This window comes from Stenotrophomonas sp. SMYL8, assembly GCF_036320065.1.
Taxonomy (GTDB): domain Bacteria; phylum Pseudomonadota; class Gammaproteobacteria; order Xanthomonadales; family Xanthomonadaceae; genus Stenotrophomonas; species Stenotrophomonas maltophilia_A.
Genome location: NZ_JAWIRR010000002.1, coordinates 196,239 through 216,212 on the forward strand (window position 1 = coordinate 196,239; position 19,974 = coordinate 216,212).

Genomic DNA, 19,974 nt, shown 5'->3' on the forward strand with positions numbered 1-19,974 from the left:
CGGTGGCAAGCTCTGCAGGAGGAGTCTGCAGTGTGGCGGCGATCGGGTGAAGCCGTTGCGGACGCTGCGTCAATCCTGCCGGGGAGATGCTGCCAACGCCGCCCGACGGGCGGCATGGACCTCCGGTGTCTGCGGCTTGATGAACAGAGCTACCAGCTCCGGGTACTCGCGTTTCACGGCGGTCTCGATGCGGGTGATGCAGGCCGAGATCTGGGGCGTGATGACTGTCACCTGGGTCGGGGAGGTCCGTCCACGCCGCTCAGCCGCCAGGAAACTCCTTGGGCAGTTTTCGCTTCGGCTTGATTTTGGGCGGGGAGGTCGAAGAACGGGGGGCATACTCGGCCAGTGGTGTGGCCGAAGGGGGCGTTGTATACCAAGTCACCACATCGCCAATCGGGATCGGCACAGAGCGGGATGGCCTCTTTGGTGTCCAGCTCGGTTCGGCAATGACCATGTGGCTGCCCAGGCGATTGAGAACAAAGACGTCGTGGATTTCGTACAGGACCTTCCCCGGGCCTTCCAGCGTGCTACATGAATCAATGACCGCGGCGGCTCTGGCAACGCGACAACCTTCACTTGATACAACTACATTCTGGTGCGGACGCAGGCCCAGCTGGAATACTGCTGCGGCACGATCCAGTGCCTCGAACGCTGTGCCTGCGACCAAAAGGAGATAGGTGATTGTAATGGATGCTGCGATAAGCCTCTGCCGCAGTGGCAAAGCCCGGAAGGACAGGAAAAGAAAGTGGACGAGAGGAAATGAAAGATAGCCGACCACCAGTTCGGCGGTAGTCAGCTTCTCTGCGGCTGAATGAGTCCCAAGAACGACAAGGGTCAGGAATGGGAAGAAGAAAAGGTAGAGGCCTGTCGAGAATGTGACGAGCCTGAATGACCAGGCGATGCGGCCGCTCGGCTTGATAGCATAGTGGTGCAGAAGGGTTGGGGCGAACATAGATGCCACGCCAAACAGCATGAGCAACGCCAGTGCCCACGAATTAGCTTCCCCGAACTCGGTGAGTACTGCAGTTGCGAGAAGTGCCAGCGCCACGGCTCCGCCCACCATGAAGAGCCCCATGCTGAGTATGGTCGGTGCAACCCAGGATCCATCGCTGCTTCTGAGGCTGAGCTTGTCTGTAATGGCCCCGATCGCCTGCCACTCGCGCAACAACGCGACGGGTAGCAACGCATACACAACAAGCAAACCTATCATCAGTACCGAGAATGCGATGATGGCAACTGCAACGAGCCCGAGGTCGGTCAGAGTCATTGCTGGCAGATAGCGAACACGCCAGAAGAACGCGACCATTACGAGGGTGCCGAGCAGCAGGAAGAGCCACTTGTGCGTGTAGATTTCAACAAGCAGCTTTGAAATCGTCGGCCAAAGGGGGCGCGGCGGTGGCGGGGTCGTATAGGGGTAGGGCGGTGAGAAGGACAATCTTGTTCCTCCCTGAGTAGAGTCCAAGGAAGAACTATCGGCTGCAGTGCGCTTTGCTTGAGTGTTCGACCTTTGCAGGCAGCCGCATCGTTCGCTGATACCAGAACCAAATGCAGCTTTGATGTTGATGTGCACTGGCATTGATGTGGCTGCACCAATTCAAGCTACGGGCGTGGCAAGGTTGATTTCCTGCCAGTCATGCCAGGCAGTCAGGGCATTTCTGCTCTTGGAGCGGCGGTTACCGGCCGGCACTACCTACTCAGTCCGCCATCACCCGCCCAATCGCATCGGCCAGCAGCGCCCGCACCCGATCCGGCGGCAAGTCCGGATCGCGCACGGCACGCATCGCCAGCCCTTCCACCAGCAGCCGCAGCAGCAGGGTCCGGCTGGCAATCCGCTCTTCGTCCACGCCGCGGCCCAGATTGACGTCACGCTGGCGCAGCCAGGCATGGATCGCGGCACTGGTCTGTTTGTCATGGGTACGCAGCACCTCGGCCAGCATCGGGTCGCGATGCGCCTCGGCGTTGATTTCCGCATACAGCGCCACGCTGGCAATGGCATTGCCGTGGATCGGCAGCACCTCGCCGCGTGCCCATTGCTGGTAGCACTCCAGCAGCCCATCAATCAGATCGGACGCCACCGGCATCTCGCTGATCGAGGCCTGGTCGTGGCGCAGCTGGCGCTCGATCAGGGCCAGGATCAGGGCGCGCTTGTTGGCGAAATAGCGGTACATCAGCCCCTGGCTGATCTCGGCCTCGGCAGCGATATCGCCGATCGAACCGGCATGGAAACCACGGGTGATGAAGCACTTCTGGGCAGCATCGAGGATGCGCCGGCGCTGGGCTTCGGCATGGGCGGCGGCAGGGGCGTCAGCGGGTGCAGCTACGGCGGTTTTCGGCGTCATTGCATGAAGTCGGGGCGTCCAGAGGCGGGATAGTACGTCACAAAAGTTGTGAATGAACGGTCATTCATTTGTAATTGCCGCCTCCCAGACTGCGCCGGCCTTCTCCTTCCGCGAATGAGTCCGATGCGCTACGCCCTGCTGCACCGCCCGCTGCTCACCCTCGCCATTGCCGCCGCACTGCCGGCGCTGGCCCATGCCGAAGACAGCCCCAGCGCCGACGCCGAGGCATCCGCCGATGCCGCGCGCACCGTGGTCTCCCTTGACCAGGTGATGGTGACTGCGCAGAAACGCGCCACCAACCTGCAGGAGACCCCGATCTCGGTATCGGTGGTCGATGCCGAAGCGCTGAAGGACCGCAGCGCGATCTCGCTGGGCAGCTTGTCCGATGGCTCCATCCCGTCGCTGCGGGTCACGCCGTTCGCTACCCGCAGTTCGGCGCTGAACATCGGCATCCGTGGCATCGGCGCCTCCGGCGACGCCAACCAGCCGGCCCGCGACGCCGGCGTCGGCATCTACGTCGACGGGGTGTTCATGGGCCGCGCACAGGGCCTGGGCAACATGCTCTACGACGTGGAGCGCATCGAAGTGTTGAAGGGCCCGCAGGGCACGCTGTTCGGCCGCAACACCGAAGGCGGTGCAGTGAGTATCGTGACCAAGCAGCCGACCGGTGAATTCGGCGGCAGCGTCAGTGCCGGTGTGTCCAACTTCAGCGGCTACAACAGCGCGCTGCACCTGGACCTGCCCAAGGTGGGCGATGTCAGCTTCAAGATCGATGCAGTGCAGGCCAGGCGTGGCGGCACCACCGACAATCCGATGCGTGGCGAGCGTGACTTCAACAGCTACGACAAGCGTGGCGCACGACTGAGAGCACTGTGGCAGCCGAGCGATGATTTCTCGCTGTTGTACGCGTTCGACCGTTCCTACGACGCCACCACGGCGTACCACACCCAGGTGCTGGTGCCGGGCGCCTACCTCAGCCCACTGCAGAAGGCGGGTGCCAGCCTGGACCGCCGCGACAGCGCCATCCTCGGTGGACCGCAGGAAGACAACATCGGCCGCACCAGTGGCCATCTGTTGAACCTGTCGTGGGTGTTGAATGACAACCTTGAGCTGAAGTCGATCAGTTCCTACCGCGAACTCACCCAGGGCCAGTTCGACATGGGGCTGGTCGATGCGATTTCGGCCTATGGTGGCGCAGGCACACCCTTCGGGCGTTACAGCCTGGCCCAGGTCTACCAGCACCAGTACAGTCAGGAATTCCAGCTGATCGGCAACACCTCGCAGGTGCAGTTCCTGGGCGGTGCGTTCTATTACCACGAGACCGCTGGTGACAATGCGCAGACCCCGAACATGCTGGTCTGGGGGCCGGGTGGCAACAGCTACACCGTGAATCCGGCGACCAACCCGCTGGATCTCTCGCGGGTACGCATCGATCGCGCCAGCAAGGCCTGGACCGACAGCCTGGGCGTCTTCGGCCAGGCCACGTGGACCCCGGAAGCGATGCAGCGGCTGCACCTGACAGCGGGTGGCCGCTATACCCGCGATGACAAGAAGGGCAGCCTGTACATCGTCAACGGCGCGGCGACGAATCTCGCCTTCAAGGACCGCTGGAGCCGCTTCGACCCGATGGTCAACATTGCCTACGACCTCGGCGAGCACGCAATGGTCTATGCCAGGTACAGCACCGGCTTCAAGGCCGGCGGTGCCAATTCGCGTTCGACCAACTACACCGCGTTCGGTCCGGAAGAAGTGATCGCCTATGAGCTGGGCTTCAAATCGCAGTTCTGGGACAACCGCGCGCGCCTGAACCTGGCCGTGTTCGATTCGACCATCGCGCACAAGCAGATGGACTTCTCGCTGCCGTTCGACCCGAACAGCGGCGAAACCCGCACCACCATGGTCACCACCAATGCGCTGAGCGATGGCAAGTCGCGCGGCGCGGAGCTGGAGTTCAATGTGATGCCGATCGACAACCTCACCCTCGGCCTCAACTACGCCTATACGAAGATCGACGCGCAGACCGCGACCGACCCGTTTGGCGCAGGGGTGCAGGTGACCGTGCAGCCGCTGCTGGCGCCGAAGAACGCGGGCAGCCTGTCGATCGACTATCTGGTGCCATTCGCCAACTTCTCGGCGCTGAAATTCCACGTGGACGGCAACTGGTCCGATGGCTACTACACCAGCGAGTACGACCAGATGCTGACCGACAGCTCGTTCGTGGTGAACGCACGGGTGGCGCTGGTGGATGTGCCGGTCAACAGCACTGGCACCACCATGTCGTTCTCGTTGTGGGCACGCAACCTGCTCGATGAGCAGCACCTGTTCTACAAGATCAACAGCGCGGCGCTGGGCCAGAGCGGCATCTTCAACGACCCGCGTACCTTCGGCCTGGAAATGGCCGTCAACTTCTGATTCGAACGGAGAATTCCATGAAGCACCGCTCTACCGAACTTGTACTGGCCGTGATGCTCAGCCTGCCGATGGCTGCGACGGCTGCTGCCGCTGATGCGCCGCAGGTCGCCGCCGCGAAGCCGACGGCTGTTGCGAACGTGAAGCCCGTCGCTGCCGATGCGCAGCGCGTGATCCCGCTGCAGGGCGCCTGGAACGTGCGTACCTTCGCCGGCCTGCAGGGCCGCCACGGTCCGATTCCGGCCGATGCGTTCGTGCGCACCGCAGACCTCGGCCGCCTCACCGATGCCGACCGTGATGCCCTGGCCGCGGCCGGCGTGAAGCTGGATATCGACCTGCGTACTGCCGATGAAGAGGCGCAGTCGCCGGACCTGCTGGCCAGGGATGATCGCTTTGCTTACCAGCGCATTTCGCTGATGGGCACCGAGAAGATGGACCTGCAGAAGATGATGACCAGTTTCCCGGATTCGCTGGGCGAAGCCTATGTGCAGTGGCTGGGCCACAGCCAGCCGCAGTTCAAGCAGGTGTTCCAGCGCATCGCTGCACAGCAGGATGGCGCGGTGCTGTTCCATTGCACTGCAGGCAAGGACCGCACCGGCATCATCGCCGGCCTGCTGCTGGACCTGGCGGGTGTGCCGAAGGCAGAGATCGTGCACAACTACGCAATCTCCGCGCACTACCTGGAAGGGCAGCCGAAGGACAGCGCGATGAACGCGCAGATCATGGCGCTGGTCAAGCAGAACCCCGAGATCGCCCGCAAGATGGCCGGTATGGCCGGTACCGCACCGGACAACATGGAGCAGTTCCTGGCGGCACTGCACAGCCAGTATGGTGGTGCGGAAGGGTACCTGAAGTCGATCGGAGTGAGCGAGCAGGAGATCCAGCAGCTGAAGGTGCGGCTGGGGCAGGCAGGCTGAGGACTGCCAGGCTGAAGGCAGGTGCCGGACAGCGGCGGCACCTGCCGTGCATCATCACGGCCGCAGCGGCGCAACCAGGATGGCGGCGTCGAGCACCGGGAATGTCTGCGGTGCCTGGCCGGACGATGCGACCAGGCGGATCTCCAGCGTGGTCGCTCCCCCATCGGCGGCATTCAGTGCCTGCAGGGCCCCCAGTTTCTGCGGCAGCGGCACCGCGAACGTGGTCGGGTGGCTGTGATCCATCCCGGCCATGGTCGGCCCGAAGAACGATACGGTGCCGGCGTAGTACGGACTGTCGGCCCCCACGGAGGCGGTGCCCGCCGGTGCGTTGATCAGCACGTCGAACTCGCGCGTATTGTTCAAACCGCGTGGTCGCTCCAGGGTCACTTCGGCAATCAACTGGCGCGGGCCCGATGTGGTCAGGTGCGCGCGCACCGCCTCATTGGGGACAGCTACGCGGACGGCGCCATCGGAGCGTGTGCCGCGCACCAGCCGCACCGCGCCGGCAGCTGCTGGCAGCGCGACCGCCTCCAGCAGGTCGTTGCGGCGCGCGTAGACGTAGTCGTAGTCGAAGGCCGTGGTGGAGAAGAACGCGCTGGCCGGACGCTCGCCAACGGGCTTGCCCTGTGCATCGACGAAGAACCGGAACGGTTCGTTCATGAACTGACGCCGCTGGTCGACATTGACGGGCATGATCGGCTTGCCGCGGGATTGCTGCAGCTGGTTCCACACTTCCCACAGGCGGTCCATGTTGGCGTGGTGCAGGTAGAAGATCGGATCGAGTGGTGACAGGAAGTTGGTCATGTTGCCGTAGGGGCCGGGATCGACCGCGCCGACGCCACCGATGCAGTTGTGCACCTTGTTGTGCGGGAATCCTTCCAGTACCGAGAATTTCGTGGCGCCGTCAGGCTGCACCACGTGCGAGGCCGTACGCGAGCTGGTGAAGCTGCGGCTGACATCGTCGTTGTAGAACTCGACCGGCGACAGCCCCGCGTGGATGGTGTCGGGAGACACGGCCGAAGCGGTCTTTGCATCGAAGCCGGGATTCTCGCGCCAGAGGTAGCGGGCGCCGCAGGTGATCGCATAGGCCGCATTGCCCGAGATGCCGGTCTTTTCCGCGACGCTGTAGCCGGTCACATCGTTCCAGACATCGTCTGCAGTGAGGTAGCCGCGGAACTTGAGCTGGCCGCGTTGGCCCGCATCCAGCGTGTCCCAGTAGCGCTGCAGCGCCGGGCGCATGAACCGGGTGAAGACCGCCAGGTTGCGCGTATACGGCGCATAGGCGCTGTCAGTGGGCGTCAATACGCCGTCGAACATCGCCGGGGGAATCCGTGGCAGCTCGGTCCAGTCCCAGTAGGGCATGGCGAACTGCGGATCACCACTGAGCGTGCGGATGGTCTGTTCGAAGTAGCCGACATAGCCACGGTGCCAGACGTAGAACCACCAGTTGCCGTGCGGGCAGTCCATCAGGTGCACGAAGGCGTTGCGGAACCAGTTGCGTGGATCGTCTGCCGGCAGTGCCAACATGGCCTTGATGCCACGCGCGTAGCTGGCCAGCATGCGCTGGCCTTCGGGGCTGGTGACGTTGTAGCGGTGGTAGCGCGCCTGCGCGGCCTTTCCGGCCGGTGCGGCGCCGCTGGCCCAGGCCCCGGGTGCTACCAGTGACGCCAATGAAGCGCTGGCGGTGGTGGCAAGAAAATCACGACGTGTGTAGCGCATAGCCTTCCCCCTGGTGATTGGTTGAACCGCGTTGGGTTACAAATCACTGGCAGGACCGGCGGCAGCGTGGCGGCCGGCCCGACGGGGACATCCAGCCCCGCCGCTTCCACCGGCAGGTGCAACGATGGCAGGGGTGGAAGCGGCGGTAGTATAGGCATGGCAAACAGAGCTGATCTGCGAAGCAGGCCACAGTCGCAGGCGCGTACACATCTGCCCGGCTGAAGCTGTTCACCGTCGTCGTTGCGACGTTGTCGATCAGCCAGGCATGGCCTGGCTCTACTGGTCGGGTTTCAACCTTGCCACCCGTTTCCGGTACTCGTACACGTTGTCACCGCGTATGCGCTTTTCCTCGGTGCCGGTGACCCGGCCCACCTGCTGGTCTGAACCGGTCACGGGCTGCGCCTCGATTTCGGTCTCGTGCTCGAAGGAATGCGATTTGTCGGTGTTGCGGTAATAGCGGTACAACGCCCAGTACAGCGCGGTTGCGCCGGCCGGACCTGCCGCCAACAGCCAGAGGCCACTGTCGTCGCTCATGTCGATGCCACCAGGAAGGCAATTGCGAGGGCTTCAATGACGGTGCCGGTGGCAAGGGCCGCCAGCAGCATCTTCCATTGCTGCACGGGCACGCTGCCCATGGTTTCGCCGGTACGGCCGTTCACCGCGATGTAGTGCAGCATGCCGCCGTTCTTGCCAGGCTGATGGTACGAGTACAGCCAGACCGGCAGGTACATCGACACCCAGCGGGTGCCATGCACCTCCAGCTGTTCCTGCTCCCAGCGCACGCCGCGGTTGTAGCGCTTCACCGAGCCTTCCACCTGTGCGCGGGCAATCGACAGCAGCTGGTCTTCCAGCCGTGGCCGCAGCTTTTCCACATCCAGGTTGCGCTTCTCCGAAGTGAAGCCGGCCAGGTAGGAGGCGTTCCATTTCACCGCGTTCTTGGTATCGAACGGCAGGATGGTGTTGATGATGTTGTTGGTGTTGGCGCGGGTATCCAGGTTGCCGCGCTCGGCCGAGGATTCCAGCGGAAGATCGTCGACGGTGAAATCGACCTGGCGTTCGACCTGGTAGACATCGGCGTCGTAGAGGGTGCGCTTGTTCTTCTCGCTGCCGACCGTGTACTCACGGGTCTTGATCTCGCCCTTGCCAGCCACCGCAGCGCTGACATTGCTGTCGACGATCATGTAGGGCAGGAACACGCCCACCACGTTTTCAGGGGTGAACTGGTCCTTGAACGCTTTCAGCGCGAACATCCGGCGCTTGTCGACGAACTGGCGGATGCGCGCGACCGCATCGTCCTTCTTTATATGGAAGGGCAGCACCGCATCGGGTACCGCGCCGTTGGCGATCTGCTCGTTGACGCCGAAGACGTGGCGGCACCAGTGGCAGCGCGCCGTCATCGTGCTTTCGGTGTTGACCGTGACTTCTGCGCCACAGCCCGTGCACTTGAAGGTCATCAACGCCGAGGTGTCGGCATCGATGTCGCGTGCGCCGGAGGCGATGACGGTGCCGCGCAGCTGGTCGATGGCCTCGCCCAGCCCGAACTCCTCCTCGACGCGTGCGCCATGCCATTCGTGACGGCAGTACAGGCAGACCAGGATATCGGTACCGGCCTTGGGCCGGATGTCGGTGGCGCCGCACTTCGGGCAGCGGTTGAGGCCGTCCTTCAGCTCGCTGGCCGAAGTATCGATGGCCACAGGATCGGGCGCTTCCACTTCATCGCGGATGGCCTGTGGCAGTTTCGAGGTGTCCAGCGGGAAGCTGCCGGGCAGGGGAGGGACGTCCTGCGGCGAACCGGGCCCATCCAACGACGCCGCCGGCAAGGGCGGCGGCGTCGCGGGCGCGGATCCGGGCAGCGGCGGTGGGCCGTTTCGGGGATCGGACATGTTCGTTGTGCGTCCTGCTGTTACAGGCCCAGTGCCTTGGCTTTCAGGGCGTCATAGTCGCCCTGGGTGATCAGGCCCAGGTCCAGCATTTCCTTGGCCTTCTTCAGCTTGGCGACCGGGTCATCCGCGGCCGGGGTGACCGGCTGCTGCATGCCACCCACACCGAACATGCCCGAGGCCATGCCGACACCGACCAGGCCCGCCGCACCGCCGTTCTCGCCGGCCGACTGGATGCCCTGGGCGACGCTGGCCTGCAGGTTGGAATTGCCGCGCGAACCGGACAGCGCATCGGCGCGCTGCACGGTCTTCAGCAGTTCGCGGGTGTTGGCGTCGTACTCGATCGAGACGATGGCGGTCTTGACGATGGCCAGGCCGCGGTCGGACTTCCACTGGTAACCCTGCTCGACGGCGGCCGACAGGCTCTGCGCGAAGCCCAGCGAGTCCTGCTGCAGCTTGGTGATGCGGTTGCCCTTGCCCGGATCGTTGGTATACAGGCTGAAGGCCGGGGCCAGCGAACCGACCACTTCATTGAACAGCTGGCTGGCAGCGGCGTTGTCCAGATCGGTGAAGTCGAACACCTGGCCCGGCCGCAGGTAGCTGGCCGGTACGAAATTCTTCACGAACAGGATCGGGTCGACGATCTTCAGCGTGTACGAGCCGCGGGTGATCGCACCGACCTGGGTATTGAGGAAACCGTCGTCCCAGTAGATTTCCGACTGGGTGCCGAAGCGGTTGTCCGGCAGCTCCTTCAGCGAGACGAAGTAGGCCGCCTGCTGCGCGCCCGGCTGGCCACCGAACTTGAAGCGCTCCCAGCTCTGCTTGATGAAGGTGCTGACCAGGCCGTCGCCGGCGAAGATCGACTGCGAGTTCAGGTCGTCCGAACGCCATTCGTAACCACCCGGTTCGGCGACGAATGCGGTGATCGCGCCGTCCTGGAACAGCAGCAGGCCGTAACCTTCGGGCACGATGATTTTCGAGCCGTTGGTGATGATGTTGGACGAGCCGCTGGTGTTGGAGCCGCGGCCGGCATTGGTGCCCTGCGGCACCGCAGCGAACAGGGCCGCCGTGGACGGCAGGCCCGCCGGCACGGTGTAGAAGTCCTTCCACTGGTCGGCCAGCACACCGCCAACCGCACCCTTCACCGCCTGTACCAGACCCATGACCAACTCCCTGTGATTCGAGGGCAGGCACCATGCCTGCCGAGCTGGACTGAATATAGCAGTGGCCGGGGGCGGCTGTGGTGCCGGTGGGTGAATGGGCACCGTGGAACCTCTGTAATAGTCCGTTCGTTGATTCCGCGGCCGACTCCGGGCCTAATCGGCGGAGGGGCAATGACGTCCCAGCCGACGCCGTGTCGGGTCTAGCCAAGGAGAGGAGACATGATGTCGAACAGTGATTCCGCAGAGCGCCGCATCCAGTACTACGCGTTGTTCGAACCCACAGAAGTGCTTGAGGATGGGCGGTGGAACCCGGAGGCGCAGGTTCTTGTCGACGCGATTCCAGTGCCAACTGCTGAAGCTCTGGCGGGGGTGGAAGGGATGCCGAGATCCATTGACTTTCTGTTGGGTAGCGTGCCTGCCGGTAGTGTCCCGGTGCAGTGGCAAAGTGATGCGGCATGGCATCTCATCACGCTCACTGGCACGCCGACCGAAGATGCGATTCCGATGTCCACGGCTGTCCTCGGTCCGAACGCTGAAGGGCAAGATCTGACCTTATTCCTGACGATCCAGAACATGTCCTCGCACGACGTTTCCATCACCGGAAAGATCGGAACGTTTCTTGCTGGAAAAGAAGCAGCACCTGGCACCATCGAAGAACTGCTTGATCGGATCGACGCAGAGTCAATTCATGGTGTTGCGATTTACGACGTGGGGCAGGCAAGCTTCAGTGCACTAGTCGATGAGCTGGAGCACCCGCACCTGTTTTTTGACATCGGTCGTCCACTCGGATTCAACGCATATACAAGACCGATGCTTCCAGCATTCGACCCGCTGGTATTCGCTCCCAGTGATACATATCCGCAACCAATCATCCTTTCCCATCTGGACCAGGATCATTGGCTGTTCGCTGTACAGTCCGGAGCTGCTGTTTGGGATCCGGCAGCAGGATACTGGAAGACGACTCCAATCTATCGCCAAGCGGCTCTTGAACGCGTATGGGTTGTAAGGCTTCCGCTTGGAATTCTCTACGGAGGCAGCCATATTCATTTCCTGCTGGAGCTGCACAGCCTCGGCATTCTGCTCGTCTGGCCGGAAGCATGCGCATCCATTCAATCGGGCGACATTTCCATCTGGCAGTGCACTCCTTCAGTTGGCGCGCCGGCCACACAGCGATACATGAAAAACAACACGTCGCTGGCACTCAGGGTTGATTCTGCGCATTCCGCCGCCGTGCTGTGTGGTGATGCGGACTACGGCTCATTCGCCCCAGGAGTTTTCGTTGGTGTAACTGCTGTAGTCGCTCCACACCACGGCGGATGCATCCAGTTCGGAGCGACACCAAATGTGCGGGGCCCAGGTCGCATGGTCCTGTCGACGTATGAGAATGCCTACCCGAGCGTGCCCCATGACCAAACCATCGCCGATGCGCTGAACAACGGCTGGTTCGTAACTCGCACGGATGCAAGACATAGCTGTGGCCGATGCGGCAACGTTCATGGCCACAAGTACATTCCACTCGCTGGAACCCAGCCAGAATGTGGATGTGGAGTTGTCACTTCTGCGCAGATCTGCCTGCCGCACGTGCAATAGGACTCCAGCTGGCTACAACATGTACGGAATCTTGAACGCCAACGTGAAGTCCGGCGCATCCGGGGTCAGTCCGATGCCGAGCAGCGTCACCAGCGTGGTGTGCTGGTTCAACGCATAGGTCACGCCCAGGTTGAGTGATGCCGCATTGGCATCACTGCCGATCACCTTCATCCACTTGCCGCCCTGGAAGCGGGTGGAAGCGCGGGCGCTGATGCGGTCACTGAAGGACAGGCTCAGGCTGGTCCGCTCGTTGAATGCGAAGGCCACGCCTGCGCCGAAGTACACCGAGCCGCCCAGCTTCACATCGCCCGGGTTCACCGTGTCCGGATTACTGTCGATGTCGTTGAACCCGCGCGGGATGGAGTGCACGTAGCCGATGTTGGCAAACAGGATGGCCGGGTCGGCGGTCTTCACCATCGACAGGCCCAGGTTGGCCTGCCATACGCCATTGCCAGTGGGTTGCTCGCGCGGCACGGCGAAGCGGATGTAGTCGTCGTCATCGCGCTCGATCACCTTCCAGTCCAGGCCGTAGGGTGCGCGCCCGGTGGGGGCGGTGACGCCGGCGGTAAGCACGGTCTCAGGGCGCCAGCCGCGTTCGCCGAACAACCGGTAGTTCGCACTGAGCCCGATATCACCCAGGCCGTTGCCGTTGGTCTCTTCCTGTGCAATGGCGGCCGCTGCTCCGCCGGCGCCGCCCTTCTGGTATACGGTGCGCCGGGCCAGGTAGGGCACGTCCAGGTTGAGCGTCAGGTTCGGGCTGACACCCCAGCGGGCCGCCACGTTGTAGGTCAGCGAGTCGGACTCCACGTTCTCGATGGCGATATTGCCGAGGAAAATGGCGTCCAGCGCGAGGAAGCCGTTGAGGGTGAGCTGCTTGCGGTCGTAGCGGGCGTAGGTGAGGCTGTTCTCGATGGTGAAGCGGCGGGAGAACAGGGCCGATTGCTGTTGCTTCACGTCGTCCACGCTGCGCCGCGACTCCTGCTTGGCCTGTTGCGCCTCGGTGGCGGTACTGGCGTAGCCCTCGCTGCTCGGTGGGACCGCGGCGGCGGCCGCCTGCGCCAATGGCGCGGCCGATGGGGCTGTGACCGGGCCAACCCGCCCGCTCAAGCGCGCCTGCATGGCCTGGACCTGCATGTCCAGTTCGCGCAACCGCCGCACTTCCTGTGCGTAGTTGGCCTTCAGCTGTTCCAGCTGGTTGGCCAGGGCCTGCACGTCAGCGCCATCGTCGGACGTCGGCGGTGCGGCAAGAGCGGTGCCCGCCAGCGCCGCCAGCGCCAACGGGGTGATCCTCATCAGGGTGTGCATGTTGGTGTCCTGCGTTGTGGAGCGTTTCCCCCAATGCCAGGCCCTGTTACTGGCCTGGCCCCATGCCGCGGTTCAACGCAATCGCCTGGGCCACGTTCTGGCTCAACGGCAGGTTGCTGCCCACGGCGTTGCGCACCAGCTCCAGCCGCAGCTGGTTACTGGCGATCTGGCCGTCACCGGCGAGGGCGATACCCTGGCCGACGCTGCCGTTGCGAATCCACTGCTGCACCAGCCCCTGGCCATCCACCTGCAGCAGGAGGCGTGCCTGGTTGCCTTCCAGCACGGCGGTCGCGCTGGCGCCGGCCTGCTGCGCGGTGACGTTGCCTGCGTCATCAGAGAGAACGGCTGGCACGCCACCCTCGCGGACGGTCAGCGTGGTGAGGTTGCGCGCGACATTGTCATCGCCGGCCACCTGCACGCTCTGCACCAGGCCGCTGGTGTTGGCCAGGCCGCTGCTGTCGATGCTGCGTCCGTGGGTATCGGGCAGCGGCGCATCGGCTGCCGTGACATGCACGCTGGGCTGGAAGCTCAGCTTCGGCGCGCCACCACCACGGAAGTCCATGCCCAGGGTGAGGCTGCCCTGCAGCGTCGCGCCGTTGCTGGCCTGCCACTGCGACACCATGGTGACCCCGAACCAGGCAACGTTGTTGCCACCCACGGTGTAGCGCCCCCGCATCAAGCTCAGTTCCGGGTCCGGAATTTCCTTCAGGCCGCGACCGGGAGCGCCCTCTGCCGCCTGCAGGGGCAGGGAAGGGAAGGCCAGCAGCAGAGCCATCATCATCGGTTGGCGGAACATGGTCGAACCTCCTTCAGAACAGGTCGGCGTGGCTGAAGCCGAAGTCGACCAGTTCGGCATCGGTGATCGGCCCTTGCCGCGCGTAGAGCGCGCGGGCGCTTGGCCGTTCGCTGGGTTGCAGAAGAGCGGTGTTGCGATCGAAGTCGCTGCCGATCACCACGAAGACCGCGCGCGATGGCCAGGCGGCCAGGAACTCCGGAAGGGCCAGGCTGCGGTTGCCCAGGATCGGGTCGGCCACTTCCACGATGCCGTTGCGCACCTGCTTGAGCACCACGAAATGGCGGAAACCGCGCACGTCCATCAACACCAGTCCTGGCACGCGAAGGGTGCGCAGTCGTGTTTCATCGATGCGGTAGCCCCGACCGCGCATGCCCAGCGATTCCACGTAGCGCTTGATGTCGAGCAGCGAGAAGCCGCGCTCGGCTACCAGAGCGGGATCGGAGACCACCATCATTCCCTCGATCACCGTTGCCTCGTCGGTATCAAGGTGGTAGGCGTGGCGCAGGATGGTGGCCAGCGCGGCGGCCCCGCAGCTGTAATCGGTGTGCTGCCGTACCACGTTGCGGTAGCGCCGCTCCTGCATGCTCTCCACCTTCTGCTGCAGCAACGCGCCATTGGGCAATACGCCGCTGAAGCGCACCTCGCCCGCCCACGCGGAGGCGGTACCCAGCAGCAACAGCATCGCCAGCAGGCGCATCGAGAGGCGGCAACGGATCATCACGTTCTCCGGCAGCAGGGGGGAGCCCCTGTCCCAAGGGGGAGGAGGAACAGGGGCTCCCGGGGACCCGGCCATTGGCGGACGGCCGGGGTGTTGCGCTTACTCGCCGCTGCCGCCACCGCCGCCGGTGCTGGGCTGGGCGACGGCCAGGACCAGGCTGTTGGCCTGCAGGTTTCCGGTGCCCGCAGCAACGTTCACGCCGATGTTGCCGGAGGCGCCGGAGAAGGCACTGCCGGACAACGCCGAGGTGTTGGTCGCGTTGACGTTCACCCAGCGCGTGGTGCTGACCGTGCCACTGAGGCTGGCGTACAGATCGGCCACGCCCAGTTCGACGAACTGGCTGGTGCCACTCTCACGCGTATCGAAGCCCAGGCCGCCCACTCCCGGCCGGTTCGGGTTCATCGTGGCGTTCTGGATCTCGTTGTCCAGGTCGATGTGGCCGGTGCTGTTGCCATCCGGATGTGGCAGCTCGCCATTCCATGTATCCAGATAGTAGTTGGCCATCTGGTAGGCGTTGCCGGTGCCGCGGTAGGTGCCCGCGCCATAGGCCAGCGTCAGGCCGCTGACGCCGCCACGCATGCCGACCTGCACGGTATCCGTGTAGGACTGCACGAAGCCGGCATTGCTGACCGTGTTGCCGGTGGAGACCTGGTTGGAGCTGATGCTCGACTGCGCCACCGCGGTGGTCGCTACCGAGGCCGCGAGCGCGTTCTTCTGCTCGTTGTTGTTGCCCGAGGCGATGTTCACGCCGATGTTGCCCGAAGCACCACCGAAGGCGTTGCCGCCGAGACCTGCGGCGTTGGTGACGCCGGAGTTCATGGTGGCGTTGCCGAAGCCGGTCTGGTTGACGAACACCTCGGCGTCGGCCATGCCGAAGCTGAAGGACGCGTCGGCAGCGGACAGCGACGCGGCATTGTCCTGCGCGTTGTTGTCGCCGGAGACAACGTTGAAGCCGAGATTGCCCGAGGCGCCGGCACCCACGCTGTCACCGATGGAAGCACTGTTGGTGACCAGGCTGTTGCTGGTGGCGTTGTTGCTGATCGACTGGCGGTTGTCGATCACGGCAATGGCCGCCGAGTCGAGGTCGATGTCGCCGGTGATGTTCGGGTCACCGGAGAAATTGATGTCGGTGTTCAGCCGCAGGTCCTTCTCCAGGTTCACGTCGACGCCGTGGTTGTTCTTTTCCTTGCGTTCGTCGGCCTGTATGTTGCTGTGTTTCTGCACATTGACATTGACGGTGCGGTTGCGTACGTCGTTGTCGGTGTGGTTGTGCGTGTCGTTGCGGGTTTCGCTGACGGTGTGGTTGTGATTGATGTTCGCGTTGGCGTTCTGGTTGTCCCAGCCATTGGCCGCAGCGGCGGTCGAGGCAGTGGCAATCGCCATGGCGAGCATGGTCTGTTTGACGGTCGCTTTCATGGTGCCCTCTCTCTCATCAGGTGGTGCATCGGTTGGGTGGTTGTCACGGGCGGTCCTGCACGACCAGGCCCAATACGTTGGCCGTGTCGTTGCCGTTGCCCGCGATCTGATTGAGTTGCAGGACCCCGTCGAATCCCCGCAGTGCGGTGCTGGCTACACCTGCGCTGCGGGTGCCCGTCGCGACGCCGTGACCGGTGTCGTCCCGCCCCCCTGCCAACGCGGAACCCTCGGCGGCCAAGGCCGTATCGTCGGTTTCGCGTATGCCCTGTCGGGCCAGCGTCGCGCTGACGACGTTGAGCGTCGTGTTGGCGATGCCGCTGGCCTGGTTGATGGATGCGATGCCACTGGCACCGGCCAGTGCGTCACCGCCGATGAATGCAGTGGCCTGCAGCGGCCCGGACAGCACGCGGTTGCCCTGCTGCAGCTGCCGCGCATTGATCGCGACATCGGCGCGATCACCCTTGGCGATACCCCGTAGGTTGGCCTGCACGTTGAGGTCGCCGGCGGCCTGGTTCACGGCGATGGCGCCATTTGTTCCGGCAAGTGCGTGGCCGTCGATGCGGGCCACGTCGAGATAGGCGAGCATGCCGCTGTAGTCATCGGCCCGGGTCGCCCAGGGCGCGGCAGCGAGCAGCAGAAGCAACCCGTGCAGGGGCTTCATTTTCCACCTGCCGGGGCCGTGCCCTGCAGCGGGAACTGGGCCAGTGCGCCGCGCACGGTATCGGCGATACCGCGGGTGCTGCTGCCGACCGCTCCGAGCGGCCCACTCATGGCCCCCCCCAGATTGCTGCCGACCATGCCGTCGCCACTGCGGCCCAGCGTGCCGCCCAGGGCCTGCTGGGTGACCCGTTCAACGGTGGTGCCACCCGGCGCCGTGATGGACGCGGCCTGGCCGGCGCCCATGCCGGCATAGTCCTCATCGCTCAACTCGTCCATGCCGGTTGTTGTGCCGCCGGCACCCAATGCGGTGGCGATCTCGCGCTGCGGCTTCGGGTCGGCAATCAGCGCCATGCCCGGCGGTGCCATGCGATATGCCGGGCGCGCGGATACATCCCGCAGCAGGACGATCTCGCCCGGTTGTGCCTTCACGCCTTGGCGGGCGCCGGATGCGGATGCGCCCGCGCCAACCGACAGCAGGGCCACTGCCAGTGCTGCGGCCAGGCCGCGAATCAGGGTGGAGCCGTCCATGCCGATCTCCCGCGATGGGTGCGGCGGAACCACGCATCAACCGTGCCAACTTCGAAGTGCCCACCGGCCAATGTCGGCAGCGTGCCGCACGTGACCGGGCTGCTGCCACGCTGTTACAGGCACGTCGTGGAATTGTTGGGATTTCGAAGCCCCAGGCACTGCAGGGCAAGGGCGGCGGGCGACTGTCGCATCCGTGTTACAGGTGGCGTCGCGGTCTGCAACGGTGCCGCTTCAGCCAGGAATTTCTTGACGCACTGCTCATTGCGCCGCCGTTTAGGGAAGCGCTAGGATCCGCCCAACAAAGGCCGCCCCGGTGGCCGTAGAGGTCCCGGCGGGGGGCGGCACGCCGGTGATTGCCTGACAGTCCGCCGACGGTGTCCGGATGCTGGGGGAAGCATGGCAGCGGTCCCGGAGGCTTCAACGTCACGTTGCGTGCTCTGGTTTGGCGAGCCGTTGGCGAACGAGCGCAGTGCGCTGGCGGCAGCAGGCTGGTATGTGCGCAGCATCCGTCCCGATCCCGCCATGGCGATTGGCCTGCGCGGGCGCGATCGCTTGCTCGCCGTGCTCGATCTGCGCCACCTCGATGCGGTCGCGCTGCAGCTGCTGGTACCGTGGATCGAGCAGCACCAGCATCTACCCTGGCTGGCGGTACTGCCACCGGGTGCCGGACCTGCTTCAGCGGCCTGGCTGCCGTTGCTGCAGCGATGCCGTGCCCGCTTCACGCTGCCGTTCGGCCTGCAGGATCTGGTCTGCGCAATGCGCCAGCAGTTCGACGCAGATGATCCGCCTGTCGACGCAACCTGCAGCGGGCAGGGACCGCACGCATTGATTGGTGAAAGCGCTGCGCTGCATGCGGTGCGCATGGTGCTGCACAAGTTCGCGCCGGTGGAGCTGCCGGTGCTGGTCACCGGCGAAACCGGTACAGGCAAGGAACTGGCCGCACATGCGCTGCATGCGTTGTCGGGGCGTGCTGGGAGGCCTTTCATTGCGGTGAACTGTGGTGCGATTCCGGCCAACCTGGTGCAGTCGGAGCTGTTCGGCCACGAACGTGGCTCGTTCACCGGTGCCGACAAGCGGCAGATCGGCGTGTTCGAATCCGCGCACGGCGGCACGGTGTTTCTGGACGAAGTCGGTGACCTGCCGTCGGAGGCGCAGACCAGCCTGTTGCGTGTACTGCAGGAGGGCACCTTCGAGCGTGTCGGCAGCAGCCAGCCGTTGCGGGCGGATGTGAGAGTGCTGGCTGCCACCCACGTGGAACTGGAACACGCGGTGGCGCAGGGCCGGTTCCGCAGCGATCTCTACTACCGTCTGAACGTGCTGCGCCTGCTCATGCCACCATTGCGTGAGCGCGGTGCCGATGTGCAGCTGCTGGCCGAACACTTCCTGCGCTGTTTCCGGCAGCGCCACAGCGTGCGTGCACGCGGCTTTGCGCCGGCCGCACTGCAGGCCATGCGGCGTTTCGAATGGCCCGGCAACGTACGCGAACTGCTGAACCGTGTGCAGCGTGCAGCGATCATGGCCGAGGGCGAGCTGATCAGCGAGCGTGACCTGGAGCTGGGCGCATCGGTGGCGGTCCTGCCTGGGGCGATGCTGCACGATGCGCGGGGCCAGGCCGAGCGCGATGTGCTGCTGCAGACCCTGCGCCAGACCGGCTACAACGTTTCCGAGTGCGCGCGGCAGATGCAGATCTCGCGGGTGACGGTGTATCGCCTGTGCCGCAAGCACCGGCTGGAGCTGCCTGCGCAGCGCTGATCAGCCGGCCGCCAGGTGCTTGAACAGGCGCAACGGCTTGCCCGTGACGCGCTCGATCACGCCCTTGGCTTCCAGGTCCGGCTGCACGGCCTTCAACCACCAGCCGGCGGTGGCGCCTGCCGGGAACAGGGCGGCGGGCAGGCGCGGCAGCAGCGCCTGCTTGGCCTGCGCAACGGTCAACCCTGGCGGTTGCGCAGGCAGGGCCTGCAGCAAGGCATGGCGCATGGCGAGATACTTGGCACGATCCACGCGCTGGATGTGCCCGGGCGTGGTGATGCTCTTGATCTCGATCCGCTCGGGCTCAGACATGGCTATCTCCCGCGACTTCGATGCGAGGGCTGCGGAAGCCCATGGCGATCCACGCCTTCAACAACAGTGCATGGAACCGCAGCGACCGGGTCTGCAGGTTCGGCACATCGTCCGGAAGGACAGACGCATCAGGAAGATCACCGACCATCGTCCGCATCTCCACTGCGGGTTTTGCCGATGCGGGCCACAACAGGCCATACAGGCTCAGCCAATGGCCGCCACTGAACTCCAGGAACAGCGGTGTATTGCAGCAGCCCGCCACGACGCGGCGGCTGCCGCCCCTGCTGGACAACCGCAACGCGCGCAGCATGGCATGTCCGGCATCGATGCTGACGCGATCCTTGCGGTGCATTACGAAGAGCGTCTGGCCGTGCGGGCCCAGGACGTCCGGTGCTCGGGGCATCGACTGCAGCATGGCGCCGGTCTTGCGGCAGCTGTCGCAGCAGCATTCGACGGTGGCAATGGGTTGGCCC

At 64.5% G+C, this 19,974-nt stretch carries 18 protein-coding genes and 1 pseudogene; 4 read left to right on the forward strand and 15 right to left on the reverse strand.

Features of this window, described 5'->3' with window-relative positions:
* Positions 1-69: 69 nt before the first annotated feature.
* The 3 genes and pseudogenes from V3B25_RS02955 to V3B25_RS02965 form a co-directional block, all read right to left on the reverse strand.
* Positions 70-219: pseudogene (locus tag V3B25_RS02955) on the reverse strand (cation transporter); the annotation flags it as partial.
* Between the two features lie 40 nt (positions 220-259).
* The gene (locus V3B25_RS02960) at positions 260-1,435 is read right to left on the reverse strand and encodes a hypothetical protein (protein ID WP_329810029.1); all 1,176 of its coding nucleotides are present in this window, start codon (positions 1,433-1,435) and stop codon (positions 260-262) included.
* Positions 1,436-1,694: 259 nt separating this feature from the next.
* Positions 1,695-2,339, reverse strand: coding sequence for a TetR/AcrR family transcriptional regulator (locus V3B25_RS02965; RefSeq protein ID WP_329810030.1), 645 nt, complete (start codon positions 2,337-2,339; stop codon positions 1,695-1,697).
* 123 nt (positions 2,340-2,462) lie between these two features.
* On the opposite strand from V3B25_RS02965, the gene V3B25_RS02970 reads away from it, so the two are divergent.
* Together V3B25_RS02970 and V3B25_RS02975 are read left to right on the forward strand one after the other, a co-directional pair.
* Positions 2,463-4,751: a TonB-dependent receptor gene (locus V3B25_RS02970; protein ID WP_329810031.1), complete on the forward strand. Its 2,289-nt coding sequence runs from the start codon at positions 2,463-2,465 to the stop codon at positions 4,749-4,751.
* Positions 4,752-4,768: 17 nt separating this feature from the next.
* Positions 4,769-5,665, forward strand: coding sequence for a tyrosine-protein phosphatase (locus V3B25_RS02975; RefSeq protein WP_180837222.1), 897 nt, complete (start codon positions 4,769-4,771; stop codon positions 5,663-5,665).
* A 54-nt stretch (positions 5,666-5,719) separates the two neighbouring features.
* On the opposite strand, the gene V3B25_RS02980 is transcribed toward V3B25_RS02975, so the two are convergent.
* The 4 genes from V3B25_RS02980 to V3B25_RS02995 form a co-directional block, all read right to left on the reverse strand.
* On the reverse strand, positions 5,720-7,384 hold the full coding sequence (locus V3B25_RS02980) for a tyrosinase family protein (RefSeq protein ID WP_329810032.1): 1,665 nt from the start codon (positions 7,382-7,384) through the stop codon (positions 5,720-5,722).
* A gap of 276 nt (positions 7,385-7,660) precedes the next feature.
* On the reverse strand, positions 7,661-7,918 hold the full coding sequence (locus V3B25_RS02985) for a hypothetical protein (protein ID WP_201116159.1): 258 nt from the start codon (positions 7,916-7,918) through the stop codon (positions 7,661-7,663).
* Positions 7,915-9,267 (reverse strand): membrane protein, encoded by a 1,353-nt coding sequence (locus V3B25_RS02990; RefSeq protein ID WP_049461047.1) that lies wholly within the window; start codon positions 9,265-9,267, stop codon positions 7,915-7,917. Before V3B25_RS02990 ends, V3B25_RS02985 begins: the two co-directional genes overlap by 4 nt.
* A gap of 20 nt (positions 9,268-9,287) precedes the next feature.
* On the reverse strand, positions 9,288-10,427 hold the full coding sequence (locus V3B25_RS02995; RefSeq protein WP_197577931.1) for an SPFH domain-containing protein: 1,140 nt from the start codon (positions 10,425-10,427) through the stop codon (positions 9,288-9,290).
* 219 nt (positions 10,428-10,646) lie between these two features.
* Between V3B25_RS02995 and V3B25_RS03000 the strand changes: the two genes are divergently transcribed.
* Entirely contained in the window at positions 10,647-12,017 is a 1,371-nt protein-coding gene (locus V3B25_RS03000; protein ID WP_147427800.1) for a hypothetical protein, read from the forward strand.
* Positions 12,018-12,029: 12 nt separating this feature from the next.
* On the opposite strand, the gene V3B25_RS03005 is transcribed toward V3B25_RS03000, so the two are convergent.
* From V3B25_RS03005 to V3B25_RS03030, 6 genes are all read right to left on the reverse strand, one after another.
* Positions 12,030-13,322: a transporter gene (locus V3B25_RS03005; protein ID WP_201116154.1), complete on the reverse strand. Its 1,293-nt coding sequence runs from the start codon at positions 13,320-13,322 to the stop codon at positions 12,030-12,032.
* Between the two features lie 46 nt (positions 13,323-13,368).
* Positions 13,369-14,118, reverse strand: coding sequence for a hypothetical protein (locus V3B25_RS03010; protein ID WP_049422217.1), 750 nt, complete (start codon positions 14,116-14,118; stop codon positions 13,369-13,371).
* Between the two features lie 13 nt (positions 14,119-14,131).
* Positions 14,132-14,836, reverse strand: coding sequence for a C39 family peptidase (locus V3B25_RS03015; protein WP_049422218.1), 705 nt, complete (start codon positions 14,834-14,836; stop codon positions 14,132-14,134).
* A gap of 99 nt (positions 14,837-14,935) precedes the next feature.
* Positions 14,936-16,252 carry an adhesin gene (locus tag V3B25_RS03020; protein ID WP_329810035.1) on the reverse strand — a complete coding sequence of 439 codons (1,317 nt, stop codon included), beginning with the start codon at positions 16,250-16,252 and terminating at the stop codon, positions 14,936-14,938.
* A 43-nt stretch (positions 16,253-16,295) separates the two neighbouring features.
* Entirely contained in the window at positions 16,296-16,913 is a 618-nt protein-coding gene (locus tag V3B25_RS03025; protein ID WP_125894783.1) for a hypothetical protein, read from the reverse strand.
* Positions 16,910-17,440 carry a hypothetical protein gene (locus tag V3B25_RS03030; RefSeq protein ID WP_049422221.1) on the reverse strand — a complete coding sequence of 177 codons (531 nt, stop codon included), beginning with the start codon at positions 17,438-17,440 and terminating at the stop codon, positions 16,910-16,912. The genes V3B25_RS03025 and V3B25_RS03030 overlap by 4 nt, the downstream gene beginning before the upstream one ends.
* Positions 17,441-17,836: 396 nt before the next feature.
* Between V3B25_RS03030 and V3B25_RS03035 the strand changes: the two genes are divergently transcribed.
* Positions 17,837-19,192: a sigma-54 dependent transcriptional regulator gene (locus V3B25_RS03035; protein WP_049422222.1), complete on the forward strand. Its 1,356-nt coding sequence runs from the start codon at positions 17,837-17,839 to the stop codon at positions 19,190-19,192.
* Here V3B25_RS03035 and V3B25_RS03040 read toward each other — a convergent pair whose 3' ends face one another.
* Together V3B25_RS03040 and V3B25_RS03045 are read right to left on the reverse strand one after the other, a co-directional pair.
* Positions 19,193-19,501, reverse strand: a complete 309-nt coding sequence (locus V3B25_RS03040; RefSeq protein ID WP_049422223.1) for a hypothetical protein — start codon at positions 19,499-19,501, stop codon at positions 19,193-19,195.
* On the reverse strand, positions 19,494-19,916 hold the full coding sequence (locus tag V3B25_RS03045) for a hypothetical protein (RefSeq protein WP_329810036.1): 423 nt from the start codon (positions 19,914-19,916) through the stop codon (positions 19,494-19,496). Before V3B25_RS03045 ends, V3B25_RS03040 begins: the two co-directional genes overlap by 8 nt.
* Between the last annotated feature and the right edge of the window lie 58 nt (positions 19,917-19,974).